Here is a 15,368-nt window from a genome sequence, read left to right as displayed (position 1 = left end):
GAAAGCGTCGTGCGCCGGTCCTTAGAGGACCGCTATAGCCCGGTCGGTGGGAGCCACCGGCGCGGGGAGAATGGTGCTGCCCATGAGGTACTTGTCGACGGCGGCCGCGCAGGCGCGGCCTTCAGCGATAGCCCAGACAATCAAGGACTGCCCGCGGCCGGCGTCGCCTGCGACGAAAACTCCCTCGGTGTTGGTCATGTAGTACCCATCTCGGGCCACGTTGCCGCGGCCGTCGAATTCTGCGCTGACCTGTTCGGTGATACCGGCAGGTTCCGCGCCCGTGAAGCCGAGCGACAGGAAGACCAGATCGGCCGGAATGACGCGCTCCGTGCCGGCCTTCGGCAGGCGCTTGCCGTCCACGAACTCGGTCTCGGCCACCTTGACCCCTGTGAGCTTGCCGTTTTCGCCGACAAACTCGACGGTCGAGGCGAGGTAGGTGCGTTCGCCTCCCTCTTCGTGCGCGCTGGCAACCTCGAACAGTGTGGGAAACGTCGGCCAAGGCTGGTGGGTGGCACGCTCGAGCGGCGGCTGCTTGCCGATCGCGAGGGTCGTGACGGACGCGGCGCCATGACGGTGTGCCGTGCCGAGGCAGTCGGCGCCGGTGTCTCCGCCGCCGAGGATGATGACGTGCTTGCCCTTGGCATCGATCTGGCCTTCCACGGTTTCACCGGCCACCACGCGGTTGGCGGGCACCAGGTAATCCATGGCGAAGTGGATGCCGTCGAGATCGCGGCCCGGGATGGGAAGGTCGCGCGGAACGGTGGCACCGGTGGCGATCACCACCGAGTCGTAACGGCGGCGCAACTGCTCCCACGTCACGTCGCTTCCGACCGCCACACCCGTGCGGAAGCGGGTGCCCTCGGCCTTCATCTGCTCGACGCGGCGGTCGACCTGTTCCTTCTCCATCTTGAAGTCGGGGATGCCATAGCGCAGCAGTCCCCCGATCTTGTCGTCACGCTCGTAGACGGCCACAGTGTGGCCGACGCGCGTCAGCTGCTGCGCGACCGCAAGTCCCGCCGGGCCGGAGCCGACGACGGCGACCGTCTTGCCGGAGAGGCGCGCCGGCGGAAGCGGTTGGACCCAGCCGTTTTCGAAGGCGTCGTCGATGATCGAAACCTCAACCTGCTTGATGGTCACGGCAGGCTGGTTGATGCCCAGGACACAGGATGCTTCGCACGGCGCAGGACACAAGCGGCCCGTGAACTCCGGGAAGTTGTTCGTGGCGTGCAGGCGCTCGATCGCTTCCTCGCCCTTGCCGCGCCACGTGAGGTCGTTCCACTCCGGGATAAGGTTTCCCAGCGGGCAGCCCTGGTGGCAGAACGGAACCCCGCAATCCATGCAGCGGCCTGCCTGGCTCTTAAGCACGCCCTTGTCCTGGGCTTCGTAGACTTCCTTCCAGTCCATGATGCGGACGGGAACGGGACGGCGTGGCTGCGTCTCGCGCTGCCGGACTTTCAGAAATCCGCGTGGATCAGCCACCGGTTACCTCCAGGATTCGGGACCATACTTCTTCGCCATCGGGATCAAGGCCTTCCTCGATGGCATCGAGACGGGTTTGCAGGACTGCGGCGTAGTCGCGCGGCAGAACCTTGGTGATGCGGGCAGCGGTGTCATCGAAGTTCTCGAGCAAGCGGCCTGCCAGGACGGATTCAGTTTCTTCCAAATGCTTGACCAGGAGGCCGTGCACGATGGTGCGGTCCTCGTCGTCGAGCTCAAGCAACTGCAGTTCGCCGGAATCCAAGGCCTGCTTGTTGACCCTGGCAGGCTGGAGGTCCAGCACGTAGGCGGTGCCACCGGACATGCCGGCACCGAAGTTGCGGCCGGTGCGGCCGATGATCAGCGTCTGGCCGCCCGTCATGTACTCGCAGCCATGGTCACCGATGCCTTCGACGACGGCCGTGGCGCCCGAGTTGCGGACCAGGAAGCGTTCGCCCACCTGGCCGCGCAGGAACATTTCGCCGCTCGTGGCGCCGTAGCCGATCACGTTGCCTGCGATGACGTTGCGTTCCGCTTGGAAAACGTTGGTGCGGTCGGGGCGGACGATGATGCGTCCACCCGAGAGGCCCTTGCCGACGTAGTCGTTGGAGTCGCCGAACATGCGCAACGTGATGCCGGCCGGAAGGAAGGCGCCCAGCGACTGCCCGGCGGTGCCTTTCAGCGTGACGTCTATGGTGTCCGTGGCAAGCACATCGATGCCGAACGTCTTGGTGACGACGTGACCCAGCATGGTGCCCACTGAACGGTCCGTGTTGATGACGTCGACGGCGATCTTCACCGGCGTGCGGTCGCTCAAAGCCTCGGCGGCCATGCCGATGAGGCGCTGGTCGAAGTGCTTGTCGAGTTCGTGGTTCTGGCCGGTGAGGTTCCGCAGGGGAACGTCGTCGTCGAACTCGAGGCCGTGCAGGATCGGGTCGAGGTCGAGTCCCTCGGCCTTCCAGTGGTCCACCGCTTCGCGGGTGTCCAGGACCTCGGCATGGCCGATGGCCTCCTCGAGGCTGCGGAAACCGAGTTCGGCAAGCAGTTCGCGGACTTCTTCGGCAAGGAATTCGAAGAAGTTGACCACGAATTCGGGCTTGCCAGTGAAGCGCGAGCGGAGCTCCGGGTTCTGGGTTGCGACGCCCACCGGGCAGGTGTCGAGGTGGCAGACGCGCATCATGATGCAGCCGGACACCACCAGGGGCGCGGTCGCGAAACCGTACTCCTCGGCACCCAGCAGCGCAGCGATGACGACGTCGCGGCCCGTCTTGAGCTGGCCGTCCACCTGGACCACGACGCGGTCGCGGAGCCCGTTGAGCATAAGCGTCTGCTGGGTCTCGGCAAGGCCGAGCTCCCACGGGACCCCGGCGTGCTTGAGCGAGTTCAGCGGCGAGGCGCCGGTTCCGCCGTCGTGCCCTGAAACGAGCACGACGTCGGCCTTCGCCTTGGTGACGCCGGACGCCACCGTGCCGATCCCGACCTCGGACACCAGCTTGACGTGCACACGAGCCGAGGGGTTGGCGCGCTTGGCGTCGTAGATGAGCTGCGCGAGGTCCTCGATGGAGTAGATGTCGTGGTGCGGGGGCGGGGAAATGAGCCCCACGCCGGGGGTGGAGTGGCGGGTCCGGGCCACCCAGGGGTAGACCTTCTGCGCCATGAGCTGGCCGCCTTCACCGGGCTTGGCGCCCTGGGCCATCTTGATCTGGATGTCCTCGGCGTTGGTCAGGTACAGGCTCGTCACGCCGAAACGCCCGGAGGCAATCTGCTTGATCGCGGAGCGGCGCTCCGGGTCCAGCAGGCGGTCCACGTCTTCGCCGCCTTCGCCGGTGTTGGACTTGGCGCCCAGCCGGTTCATGGCGATTGCGAGCGTCTCGTGGGCTTCCTTGGAGATAGAGCCGTAGCTCATCGCTCCGGTGGAGAAGCGCTTCACGATGCTGGAAACCGGCTCGACTTCCTCAAGGGGCACGGCGGGACGCTGGCTGTCCTTGAACTTCAGGAGCCCACGCAGGGTCATGAGGTTCTCGGACTGGTCGTCGATTCCCTTGGTGTAGGACTTGAAGATGTCGTAGCGGCGTTCGCGCGTGGCGTGCTGCAGGCGGAAGACCGTCTCCGGGTTGAACAAGTGCGGTTCGCCGTCGCGGCGCCACTGGTATTCGCCGCCGCCGAGCAGCGGACGGTGCGGCAGCTCGATGCCGCCTTCCGGGTAGGCCATCTGGTGGCGCGCGGAAACCTCAGCGGCGATGACGTCCAGGCCGACGCCGCCCAACTGCGAGTGGGTGCCGGAGAAGAATTCGTCCACGAGGTCCTGGGACAGCCCCAGTGCTTCGAAAGTCTGGGCGCCGGTGTAGGAGGCCACCGTGGAAATGCCCATTTTGGACATGATCTTCAAGACACCCTTGCCGAGGCCCTTGATGAGGTTGTACACGCCGTCTTCAGCGGTCACGCCGACGACTTCGCCGGTGCTGATGAGCTGCTCCACGGACTCCATGGCCAGGTAGGGGTTGACGGCGGAAGCGCCGAAGCCCACCAGCACTGCCACGTGGTGCGTTTCGCGGACGTCGCCGGCCTCCACCACCAGGGCGGTCTTGGTGCGGTTGGCGCTGCGGAGCAAGTGGTGGTGCACCGCGCTCACGAGCAGCAGGGACGGGATCGGCGCCCACTGCGCGTTCGAGTCACGGTCCGACAGCACGATGTACTGCACGCCGCGGTTGATCGCACCGGAAACCTGCTCGCAGATTTCGGTCAAGCGGCTTCGGAGCGATGCTTCTCCGCCCTCCGGGCGGTAGAGTCCGCGGACCTTCATGGCGACCTTGTCGCCGTCGGCATTCTCGATGTTGGCGATCTTGGCGAGCTGGTCGTTGTTGATCACCGGGAACGGCAGGGAGATCTGCGGCTGGCGCACCTGCCCGACGTCGAGCAGGTTTCCGTTTGGACCGATGGCGCACTTCAGCGAGGTGACAAGCTCTTCGCGGATCGCGTCCAGGGGCGGATTGGTGACCTGCGCGAAAGACTGCACGAAGTAGTCGAACAGCAAACGCGGACGCTTGGACAGCACGGCGACCGGGGTGTCGGAACCCATGGCGCCGAGCGGTTCGGCCCCGGTACGGGCCATGGGCCCAAGGAGGATCTTCAATTCCTCGGTGGTGTAGCCGAATGTCCGCTGGCGGATGTTCACGGACGCCGCGGTATGCAGCACGTGTTCGCGCTCGGGAAGGTTGTTGAGGTCGATCAGGTTGTCCTTGACCCATTCAGCCCAAGGGTTGGCGGCGGCCACCTCGGCCTTGACCTCGGCGTCGTCGATGATGCGGCCGGCTTCGGTGTCCACCAGGAACATCTTGCCCGGCGAAACACGGCCCTTCTTGACCACCTTGGCGGCCTCGACGTCGATCACGCCGACCTCGGAGGCGAAGACGATCAGGCCATCTTCGGTGATCCAGTAGCGGCCGGGGCGCAGGCCGTTGCGGTCGAGGGTCGCCCCCACGAGGTTGCCGTCGGTGAAGGACACTGCTGCGGGACCGTCCCACGGTTCCATGAGCAGCGAGTGGTACTCGTAGAAGGCGCGGCGGGCAGGATCCATCGTGGCGTGGTTTTCCCATGCCTCGGGGATCATCATCATGATCGAGTGCGTGATGGGCCGTCCGGAAAGCCAGAGCAGCTCTGCAACCTCGTCGAAGGACGCGGAGTCCGAGGCACCCGGCGTGCAGATGGGGTACAGCTCCTCCGGGGAATCGCCCAGCAGCGGGTTGGCGAGCTGGGACTGGCGCGCCCGCATCCAGTTCCGGTTGCCCTTGACGGTGTTGATTTCACCGTTGTGGGCGATGGTGCGGAACGGCTGCGCGAGCGGCCACGACGGGAACGTGTTCGTGGAGAAGCGCGAGTGCACGATGGCCAGCTTGGTCTTGAAGCGCTTGTCCGAGAGATCCGGGTAGAACGGCTCCAGCTGGGCTGTGGTCAGCATGCCCTTGTACACGATGGTGCGCGAGGACAGCGACGGGAAGTACACGCCGAACTTGTTCTGGGCACGCTTGCGGACACGCCAGGCGCGGGAGTCCAGTTCATTCCTGTCCAGCACCTCGCCCGTCGCGGAGGCGAGGAACGGCTGCGCGAAGTAAGGCATGCAGGCACGAGCCATGGCACCGACCAGGTCTCCGACCACGGGCACTTCACGCCAGCCAAGAACCGTCAGGCCCTCGTCTATTGCAAGGGCTTCGATGCCGGCCTTCGCGGTTCCGGCTTCGCGGGCTTCAGCCGGAAGGAAGGCGGTACCGACGACGTACTGCCCGGGTGCCGGGAGTTCGAACTCCGTGACGGCCCGGAAGAATTCGTCCGGAACCTGCATGAGGAGCCCGGCGCCGTCGCCCGTGCCTTCGTCGGCGCCCACGGCGCCCCGGTGTTCAAGGTTGCGCAGGGCAGTCAGGGCCGCTTCCACGATGTCATAGCCGGGTTCACCACGCAGGGTGGCGATAATGGCAAGGCCACAAGCGTCCTTCTCCTGCTCAGGGTTGTAGAGTCCCTGGGCTTCCGGGAGCGCAGCAAAACGTTTGAAGGGCGAGATGGCACCTTGCGGTTCGACTGCTTCGGACCAGCTTGGGTTATGAAGATGGGTCATTGAAGACGTCCTTCCTCGAGATCGTGCGAATGGAAGGGACAACGTTGGCCCCACCTTGCCAGCCGTGTGACGGGCATAACAAAGCGCTAGTTACTAGAAATTGTAGGACAGCGGGCAAGACGCAACGAACAGTTACGCATGCCCCTGACCCAAGCTTGACCGCGGAGCCTCTGTGTGCTGCCGGGCTACTGCCAAGGGTGCCACGACGCTGTGGCCGGGGGTCTCTGGGCGGTAGCCCGGTTCCCCGATGCCGTAGCGCTGGCTACTTGGTTCTGCCAGCTTCCGGCCCGGATCCAGGGACACTGCTGGCGGTGGTTTCGGTGGACGCTGAGCCGGAATCCGACGTGACGCCGGCATGTGGCTCCTCGGCCGTTTCCGTTGGCTCAGCAGTATGGCCCAGATCGCTTTGGTTATTCCGGAGATTACCATGCGCACCGGTATCTGAGACAGATCCGTCCGCATCATGGGACTTCGTATCGGTCACAATTGGGCTGTCCGCCTCCCGGGCGGCAGCCGTGTCGTCGTCGGCAGTCCGCTCATCGTCCCCGGCATGTGGGTGGCCGACGGCGGGCTCATCCTCTTCGGCGGTCACCGCGACGGGCTCCCTGCCGGGAAGGTACGCCGTGTCCGGCTCGGGCCTGCCGCGCAGGCTCAGCGCGATGAAGATGATGAGCGCCGCGATGAAGACGAAGATACTGGTCCACACGTTGAGCCGTGTGGTGATGCCGAAGAGGTTGATCTGTTCGGCGTCGTCGATCCGCAACGCTTCGATCCAGACGCGGCCGAGCGTGTAGTAGATGGCGTACAGCCAGAAGAGCCTGCCGCGGCGGAAATGGAAGCGGCGGTCCAGGACGAGGAGGACCACGACGCCGATGATGTTCCAGAGGGATTCGTAGAGGAACGTCGGGTGGAACAGCGTGTCGCTGGGCATCCCGGCCGGAAAGTTGGGGCTGTTGGGGTCTATTTGGAGGCCCCATGGCAGCGTGGTGGGTCCGCCGAAGAGTTCCTGGTTGAACCAGTTCCCCCAGCGTCCGATCGCCTGTGCCAGCAGGAGCCCGGGGGCTGCGGCGTCGAGGAAGGCAGTGAGCTTGACGCCGGAACGGCGGCATCCGAGCCAGGCGCCGACAACGCCGAGAACCACGGCACCCCAGATGCCCAGGCCGCCCCGCCAGATCTGCGGGATCAGGGAGAGGTCGCCGGTGCCGTTGAAGCCCGGTCCGAAGTACGCGTCCGGCGATGAGATCACGTGGTAAAGCCGGCCGCCCACAATGCCGAAGGGGATCGCCCAGATGGCGATGTCCCACAGGCTGCCTTCGGGAGTGCCGCGACGCTTCCAGCGCACGGCGGTGAGCCACAGGCCCACGACGATGCCCAGGAGGATGCACAGCGCGTAGGCATGGATGCGGAGGGTCCCCCACGGAAGCGGAATATCAAATCCGGACCATGAGGGGCTCGGAATGCTCATGGGAGCCATTGCCGCGACGTGGAGGAGACTCTGCATTGTCTACGCTTTTCCTTTTCTAGGCCTGCGCTGTGGCCCGGCCGAGGCCGGCACTGAGGTTCTTGGTGAGTTGCGCGACGGCGTCAACGCCGCCGTCGCGGATCGCGGCAACCAGCGCGGTACCAACGATCACGCCGTCCGCGTAAGCGGCGATCTCGCGGACATGGTCTGCGGTGGAGACTCCGAGTCCGACACAAACACGTTCGGCGCCGGCTGCATGCGTGTCCGCCACAACCTTCTCCGCGGCGCTGCTGACTGACTGCCGCGCTCCGGTGACACCCATGATGGAAACGGCGTAGACGAAGCCGCGGCTTGCCTCCACCGTCATGGCCAGGCGCTCCGGCGTGGACGAAGGCGCTACAAGGAAGACCCGGTCCAGTCCGTATTTGTCCGATGCAGCGAACCATTCGGCTGCCTCGTCCGGGATGAGGTCCGGAGTGATGAGCCCTGCTCCCCCGGCCTCGGCCAGCCTGCGTGAGAACTCGTCCACGCCCATGCGCATGACGGGGTTCCAATACGTCATGACCAGCACTGCGGCGTCGGTGGCCGCGGTGATGCCCGCGACGACGTCGAACACGCTGGCGACGTGGAAACCGTTGGCGATTGCTTCCGTGGTCGCAGCCTGGATGACGGCGCCGTCCATGACGGGGTCCGAATACGGGATGCCGATTTCGATGAGGTCCGCGCCGTTGCGGGCCATGGCAATGCCGGCGTCGATGCTTGACTGAACGTCCGGGTAGCCTGCCGGCAGGTATCCGATCAACGCGGCCCGGCCTTGTGCCTTCGCGCGGTCGATCGCGGCCGCGGACTTGCTGCTCATCTGCTCAGTCATCAGTTCCGGCCCCCGTTTGCTTCTTCAGTGCTGATCTCAAGGTTGCTGCGTTCGGACGTTCCCTTGGGCTTGCGGGTGGAGAGGGTGGTGCCCTTGACGTTGCCGTTCTCATCCAACATGTCGAACCATTCGGCGGCCGTTTCCACGTCCTTGTCGCCGCGCCCGGACAGGTTCACGATGATGATCGTGTCTGCCGGGTTTTCCTTGCCTTCCGTGAGTTGCTTGCCCACCTTGATGGCGCCGGCGAGGGCGTGCGAAGACTCGATGGCGGGGATGATGCCTTCGGTCCGGCAAAGCAGGCGGAACGCTTCCATGGCCTCGGTGTCCGTGATGGGCTCGTACGTGACGCGGCCGATGTCGGCGAGGTAGGAGTGCTCCGGACCCACGCTCGGGTAGTCCAGGCCGGCGGAAATCGAGTGGGACTCGATGGTCTGGCCGTCCTCGTCCTGCATGAGGTAGGACCGGGCACCATGGAGCACCCCGGGGCGCCCGAGGGTGATGGCTGCGGCGTGGCGGCCGGTTTCGACGCCCTCGCCGCCTGCCTCAAAGCCGTAGATCTTCACTGAGGCGTCGTCCAGGAAGCTGTGGAAGATGCCGATGGCATTGGAACCACCGCCGATGCAGGCACAGACGGCGTCGGGCAGCTTGCCGGTCTGCTCCAGGATCTGGGCGCGCGCTTCCTCGCCGATGACCTCGTGGAAGAAACGCACCATCGCCGGGAACGGGTGTGCGCCGGCCGCGGTGCCCAGCAGGTAGTGGGTGTTGTCGACATTGGAAACCCAGTCGCGGAGGGCGTCGTTGATGGCGTCCTTGAGCGTCTGTGATCCGTTGGTCACGGGAACCACGGTGGCGCCCAGGAGCTGCATGCGAGCCACGTTGAGCGCCTGGCGGCGGCAATCCTCGGCGCCCATGTAGACGACGCACTCGAGTCCGAGCAGGGCCGCAGCGGTGGCACTGGCAACGCCGTGCTGGCCCGCGCCGGTTTCCGCGATGACACGGGTCTTGCCCATGCGCTTGGCGAGCAAGGCCTGTCCGAGCACGTTGTTGATCTTGTGCGACCCGGTGTGGTTCAGGTCTTCGCGCTTGAGGAAGATGCGGGCCCCGCCGGCGTGCTCCGAGAACCGCTTGGCCTCCGTGAGGAGCGACGGACGGCCTGAGTAGTTCTTGTTGAGGTCCTTCAGCTGGGCGAGGAACTCGGGATCGGCCTTGGCTTTCTCGAACGTGTCCTCAACTTCGTCCAGGGCGGCGATGAGGGACTCGGGCATCCAACGTCCACCGTAAGAGCCGAAATATGGCCCAGCGGCGTTGCGGAGCGAGGTTCCGCCTTGTAGGAATGCGTCGGCCACATTCTCATCCGAGTTGGCTGTTGATGCGTCCACCATCAGTCTCACCGTCCTGTTCAGTTGGTAGTTGGGTTCTTCCGGGAGCCGCGGCACAGCAGGCAGCCATGGTGTCTGCTGTTGTCCGGGTCCCGGCCGCGATTCAGGCCTGCCTTAGGTCCTGACTGCGATGGCGGCAGCTCCGGCCGCCTTGAATTCGCTGATCCGCTCGTGTGGCGTGGAGTCACTCACAAGGGCTTCGCCCACAAGGATTGCGTGGGCACCGTTTCCCGCATAGTGCGCGACGTCCTCGGCGTTCCGCACCCCGGATTCAGCCACGACAACTGCTCCCGCGGGAATGCTTCCCGCGAGCGAGGCAAACAGGGTGCGGTCGACGTCGAGCGTCTTGAGGTTGCGGACGTTCACGCCGATGATCCGTGCCTTGGCTGCGGCCGCACGCTCGATTTCCTCTGGCGTGTGGGTTTCCACCAGGACGTTCATGCCAAGCTCGTGGCTCAACGCGCTGAATTCGCGCAGCTGTGCATCGGAAAGCGCCGCGACGATCAGCAGGATGAGGTCCGCGCCGTGGGCGCGGGCTTCCCAGATCTGGTACTCGTCAACTGTGAAGTCCTTGCGCAGCAGCGGGATGTCGACGGCGGCGCGGACCGCGTCCAGGTCAGCGAGGGACCCGTTGAAGCGCCGCTGTTCGGTGAGGACGCTGATCACGGAAGCGCCGCCGTCCGCGTACTGCACCGCAAGTGCCGCAGGGTCGACGATGCTCGCGAGATCGCCTTTCGACGGGCTGCGGCGCTTGATTTCCGCGATGACCTTCAATTCGTCGCGGCTGGCAGACGGACCGCCCAAGGCAGCCCACGCGTCCAGTGCGGGCGCGGTGGCCGCTGCGCGCTCTTTCAGCTCGTCAAGGCCAACAAGAAGGCGGCGTGCCTCCATGTCCTCCCTGACACCGACGATGATGTCATCAAGAACGGTCACGGTCAGTGGCCGGCGTTCTTCAGCTTGCTGCCGTCGACGCCGTAGCCCGCCTTGCGCATGGCCCAGCCGGCGATCAGGCCGGCGAACATGACAACAATGCCGGCGATGAAAATGGGGGTGCTGGCGATCACAAAGGCGATGGACGAAATCAAGGCCCCTACCAGCATGACAATCACGCAGGTCCACGCGGCCGGGCTGTTGCCGTGGCCGATGGCGTCGCTGTGGCTTGCAGCGGTCACAGGGGCCTTGCTCGCGGACACTGTGGTTTTGCTCATGTGAAAATCTCCTCAGGATGAATACTGCTTACATTCTGCCATTTATTGACTGCACCCGGCACATCGTCCGATGTCCGGACAGTCGGGTCTTAAGTGGGGTCTTCTCCGCGGGAAAGGCTGTCCCAGCTGTCGATCTCGTCGACCGGTCCGGAACCCGCGAGGGCCGCCCGGCTGGCGACGTCGTACTTGGTGCGCGCCTTCCAGTGCCTGCCCGCGAGCGGAAGCAGGCCGCCGCACAGGGCGAGCAGGCCGGCAGCCACGACGGCGAGTACCGGGAACACAGTCGACGATGCTGCCGCCTGCCCGCCCGAAATGCCTGTGGTCGCCGCAATGGTTCCTTGCGCCGCACCGAGTGGGTCTGCCAGGACGGTCACCGCGGCAATGAGGATGCCCGCCGAGGCGAGCACGATGATCGTTGAAATGATCCAGCGCGAAACCTTGCCCGCGATGGACGATGCCAGTCCCCCGGCAAGGGCGACGAGCGCGAGCGCGGTCACCGCTGTGGCGGCCTTGCTCCCCTGGACGTGGAGGTCGGCATTCGCCGCGGCGGCTGGATCGAGCCGGACGTTGATCCAGGTCTGCGTGGTGGTCCCGAAAACGGCGAGGGCAAAAATGGCCATGGCGAGCACCACATTGCCCTTCCGTGCCCATACGGGAGGCTTTGCGGTGGCCGTCTGAGGGCGGTCGACGGTCACAGCGCGGGCTTCCCGTCGACGATCGATTCCGCGGAAACGGCGTCCGGGGAAATGTTGTGGAGCGATCCGGCGGTGTGCACGGCACGCAAGGGGGCCGCCGCCTTGTTCACGGTCTCCAGCGCTTCGGAAGGCTTGTGGGAATCGGCCACGATGCCGCCTCCGGCCTGGACGTACGCCCGGCCCTCACGCAACAGTGCCGAGCGGATGGCGATCGCCATGTCCATGTCGCCTGCGAAGTCCAGGTATCCGACGACGCCGCCGTAGATGCCGCGCCGGTGCGGTTCGAGTTCGTCCAGGAGCCGCAGTGCGCGCGGTTTGGGCGCGCCGGACAGCGTGCCGGCGGGAAAGGTCGCCTTGAGGACGTCGTATGCCTTCGCCCCGGGCGCCAATTCTCCGACGACCGTGGACACGAGGTGCATGATGTGGCTGAAGCGTTCAACCTCCATGAACTGCGTAACGTCCACTGTTCCGGCCACGCAGACCTTGGACAGGTCGTTCCGGGAGAGGTCCACGAGCATGAGGTGTTCGGCGCGTTCCTTCTGGTCCGCGAGCAACTCGGTGGCCAGCGCTTTGTCGGCTTCCACGGTTTTGCCGCGGGGCCGCGATCCGGCGATCGGGTGGGTGATGACCTCGTTGCCGGTCACCGTCACGAGGGCCTCGGGAGAGGAGCCGACGATCGTGTACTCGCGTCCGTCGGGATCTTCGAGGCTGAAGAGGTACATGTAAGGGCTCGGGTTGGTGTTTCGCAGCACGCGGTAGACATCCAGCGGGTCCGCGGCGCACTCCATTTCGAAGCGTCGCGAAATGACCACCTGGAAGACCTCGCCGTCGACGATCGCTTCCTTGCCGCGATCGATCGCGTCGAGGTACTCCTGCTCGGCCCAGCGTTCCTGGACGCTCGACGCGAAGTCGAGGGCTTCGGACTGCAACACCGATACAGGCTGCTTCACGGGCGTGCTGATCTGGTCCAGCAAGCGCTTCACCCGGGCGACGGCGTCGTGCCAGGCTTCGTCGACCCGTTCGGAACTGTTGTCGAAATTGATCGCGTTGGCAATCAGCAGGACGGTGCCGTCCATGTTGTCGTGGACAGCCATGTCCGTCACGAGGTTCAGGGCCAGTTCCGGCAGGTTGAGGTCATCCTCCGGGGGGCTGGTCAGCTTCTCCCAGTGCCGGACGGTTTCCCAGCCAAGGAAGCCCACAAGGCCGGAGGTCAAGGGAGGAAGGTCCGGGAAGCGGTCGGTCTGCAGGGCTGCAATGGTGTCGCGGACGGCGTCGACCGGGCTGCCGTCCACGGGCACGCCGACAGGAGGCTCGCCGATCCAGTGCGCCTGGCCGTCCTTGCTTGTCAAGGTGGCACGCGACCGCGAACCAATGAAGGAATAACGTGACCATGCCCCGCCGACAGCTGCCGACTCCAGGAGGAAGGTGCCGGGCTGGCCTTGGGCCAGCTTGCGGTAGAGCCCGATGGGGGTCTCGGCGTCGGCCAGTACCCTCAGCCGGACCGGGATGACACGGCTGTGCGCGGCGAGTTCGCGGAACTCCTCCAGGCCCGGGCTGATGATTCCAAGGTCCTGCATGGTTTGTGTTCTCCGCCTCTTCTTGTCTGCTTGCCTCAGTGGATGGTGTGTAGCGGGTTAGTCCCGCTCGCCGGTCACGGCGGCGAGGCTCCGGTCATCGAAGCACGTGCGCGTACCGGTGTGGCAGGCCGCACCGACTTGGTCGACGCGGACCAGGAGGGCGTCGCCGTCGCAGTCCAAGGCCACCGATTTCACGAACTGGACGTGCCCGGAGGTGTCTCCCTTGCGCCAATATTCCTGGCGGGAGCGGGAGAAGAATGTGACGCGTCCCGTGGTCAGGGTCCGGTGCAACGCTTCGTCGTCCATCCAGCCGAGCATCAGCACTTCGTCGGTGTCGAACTGCTGGATGACCGCCGCCACCAAGCCGGCGGAATCGCGCTTCAGCGCGGCGGCCAGCTCGTGCGGGAGCGGACTAACGGGCACGACGGCGCGCTCCGCGGCGGAAGCGGCAGCGGGCGTGGCTGGGGGTGTTGACTGCTCAGACATCAGATCAAGTCTAGTGCCTCAAGTGGAGGCGAAATTCAGCGGCGGTTCCACTGCGCAACAGAGAGCGTCTCGTGCTAGTTTCACAAGTGATGCATTTCGTCGATCCCTCCCGCGAAGTACTGGCCGAAACACTCCTGGCGGCCGGACCTGACTCCCCCACGCTCTGCGAAGGGTGGCTGACAAGGGACCTCGCCGCGCACTTGTACTTGCGGGAGCGCAAAGCGGCCGTCGGTATTGGCTTGCTCATCAAGAGCCTCGCCCGGGCCTCGGACAAAGCCACGGCCAAGCTGGCCTCCAAGCTCAAGACCACGGAAGATTACGCCGAGCTGGTGAACACCTTCCGTTCAGGGCCGCCCGCTTTGTCTCCCCTGAAGATCAAGGCCCTCGACGAGTCCTCCAACCTCATTGAATATTTCGTTCACACGGAAGACATCCGCAGGGCGGGTGACCGTTGGGCTCCACGGGCCCTCGACGAGGAATACTCGGACGCCTTGTGGGATGAATTGATCAAGCGAGCCGCCATTCTCTATCGCGGCGTGGACCTCGGGATCGTGCTGGTACGGCCCACCGGCCCCCGCCATGTTGCCAAGCGGGCGCCCGTATCCGTCGCCATCGTGGGCGAACCTGGTGAACTCCTCATGCATGCCCATGGCCGCACGCATCACGCCCTGGTCACCTTCGAAGGCCAGCCGGACGCCGTCGCGCTGCTCCAGTCCGCCGAAGTCGGCCTCTGACCCGCTTAAACCCAACTGACTCGCAGTTGTTGTCGTTATGAGCGCTCAAAACGACAACAACTGCGAGTCAGTTGGGTTGAGACCCGCTAGCGGACCAGGAAGCCTGCTTCGCGGATCGCGGCTTTGACCTGGGCGATCATGTCATCCGGGCCGAAGTGAAACACTGACGCGGCCAACACGGCGTCGGCACCTGCTTCAACAGCCGGCGGGAAATGCGCCGGTTTGCCGGCACCGCCGGAGGCGATGATCGGAATGTGGACGGCCGCACGGACCAGGCGGATGAGTTCCAGGTCGAAGCCGTCCTTGGTACCGTCGGCGTCGATCGAATTCAGGAGGATCTCCCCCACACCGCGGTCCGCGGCTTCCTTGGCCCACGCAATGGCGTCGATTCCGGTCCCTTGGCGTCCACCGTGCGTGGTCACCTCGAAGCCGGACGCCGTGGGCTCGGAGCCGGGCCTGGTCCGCCGCGCGTCAACCGACAGGACCAGCACCTGCGATCCGAAGTGGCGGGTGATCTCGTCGATGACGTCAGGGCGGGCGACGGCGGCCGTGTTGATGGAGGCCTTGTCCGCGCCGAAACGCAGGAGCTTGTCCACTTCGGCCACGCCCCGGACGCCACCGCCGACGGTCAGCGGGATGAAGACTTCCTCGGCGGTGCGGCGAACGACGTCGAACGTGGTTTCCCGGTTGCCCGACGACGCCGTGACGTCAAGGAACGTGAGTTCGTCCGCCCCGGCGTTGTCATAGCGGTGCGCAAGCTCCACGGGGTCTCCGGCGTCGCGCAGACCCTCGAAATTGATGCCCTTCACCACACGGCCGGCGTCGACATCCAAACAAGGGATGACCCGTACTGCTACAGCCATTGCTGCTC

12 protein-coding genes are annotated in these 15,368 nt (G+C 65.3%); 1 reads left to right on the top strand and 11 read right to left on the bottom strand.

Annotated elements, in window-relative coordinates; genetic code table 11:
* Positions 1-21: 21 nt before the first annotated feature.
* The 10 genes from OIT41_RS08475 to hisI all read right to left on the bottom strand — a co-directional run bounded on the left by OIT41_RS08475 (position 22) and on the right by hisI (position 13,763).
* Complete coding sequence (locus tag OIT41_RS08475; RefSeq protein WP_078105449.1) at positions 22-1,479, bottom strand: glutamate synthase subunit beta; 1,458 nt, start codon at positions 1,477-1,479, stop codon at positions 22-24.
* Positions 1,472-6,085, bottom strand: coding sequence for a glutamate synthase large subunit (gene gltB / locus OIT41_RS08470; RefSeq protein WP_078105450.1), 4,614 nt, complete (start codon positions 6,083-6,085; stop codon positions 1,472-1,474). Before gltB ends, OIT41_RS08475 begins: the two co-directional genes overlap by 8 nt.
* A 262-nt stretch (positions 6,086-6,347) precedes the next feature.
* Complete coding sequence (gene lgt / locus OIT41_RS08465) at positions 6,348-7,586, bottom strand: prolipoprotein diacylglyceryl transferase (protein ID WP_264637773.1); 1,239 nt, start codon at positions 7,584-7,586, stop codon at positions 6,348-6,350.
* A 19-nt stretch (positions 7,587-7,605) separates the two neighbouring features.
* On the bottom strand, positions 7,606-8,418 hold the full coding sequence (gene trpA / locus OIT41_RS08460) for a tryptophan synthase subunit alpha (RefSeq protein ID WP_264637772.1): 813 nt from the start codon (positions 8,416-8,418) through the stop codon (positions 7,606-7,608).
* Positions 8,418-9,800, bottom strand: coding sequence for a tryptophan synthase subunit beta (gene trpB, locus OIT41_RS08455; protein WP_241708271.1), 1,383 nt, complete (start codon positions 9,798-9,800; stop codon positions 8,418-8,420). The genes trpA and trpB overlap by 1 nt, the downstream gene beginning before the upstream one ends.
* 111 nt (positions 9,801-9,911) lie before the next feature.
* A complete protein-coding gene (gene trpC, locus OIT41_RS08450; RefSeq protein ID WP_264637771.1) occupies positions 9,912-10,730 on the bottom strand; it encodes an indole-3-glycerol phosphate synthase TrpC in 819 nt (272 codons plus the stop codon).
* 2 nt (positions 10,731-10,732) lie between these two features.
* A complete protein-coding gene (locus OIT41_RS08445) occupies positions 10,733-11,005 on the bottom strand; it encodes an HGxxPAAW family protein (RefSeq protein ID WP_078105454.1) in 273 nt (90 codons plus the stop codon).
* Between the two features lie 89 nt (positions 11,006-11,094).
* Complete coding sequence (locus OIT41_RS08440) at positions 11,095-11,700, bottom strand: Trp biosynthesis-associated membrane protein (RefSeq protein ID WP_264637770.1); 606 nt, start codon at positions 11,698-11,700, stop codon at positions 11,095-11,097.
* The gene (locus tag OIT41_RS08435) at positions 11,697-13,277 is read right to left on the bottom strand and encodes an anthranilate synthase component I (protein WP_264637769.1); all 1,581 of its coding nucleotides are present in this window, start codon (positions 13,275-13,277) and stop codon (positions 11,697-11,699) included. Before OIT41_RS08435 ends, OIT41_RS08440 begins: the two co-directional genes overlap by 4 nt.
* Positions 13,278-13,334: 57 nt before the next feature.
* On the bottom strand, positions 13,335-13,763 hold the full coding sequence (gene hisI / locus OIT41_RS08430) for a phosphoribosyl-AMP cyclohydrolase (protein ID WP_264637768.1): 429 nt from the start codon (positions 13,761-13,763) through the stop codon (positions 13,335-13,337).
* 89 nt (positions 13,764-13,852) lie between these two features.
* On the opposite strand from hisI, the gene OIT41_RS08425 reads away from it, so the two are divergent.
* On the top strand, positions 13,853-14,497 hold the full coding sequence (locus OIT41_RS08425) for a TIGR03085 family metal-binding protein (protein WP_078105457.1): 645 nt from the start codon (positions 13,853-13,855) through the stop codon (positions 14,495-14,497).
* Positions 14,498-14,583: 86 nt separating this feature from the next.
* Here the strand turns inward: OIT41_RS08425 and hisF are convergent, their stop codons facing one another.
* Entirely contained in the window at positions 14,584-15,360 is a 777-nt protein-coding gene (gene hisF / locus OIT41_RS08420) for an imidazole glycerol phosphate synthase subunit HisF (RefSeq protein ID WP_078105458.1), read from the bottom strand.
* Positions 15,361-15,368: the final 8 nt, after the last annotated feature.

Origin of the sequence: Arthrobacter sp. YA7-1, from assembly GCF_025960325.1 — a bacterium.
In the GTDB taxonomy this organism is placed as follows: Bacteria; Actinomycetota; Actinomycetes; order Actinomycetales; family Micrococcaceae; genus Arthrobacter; species Arthrobacter bambusae_A.
This window is presented reverse-complemented; position numbering and strand designations above follow the sequence as displayed.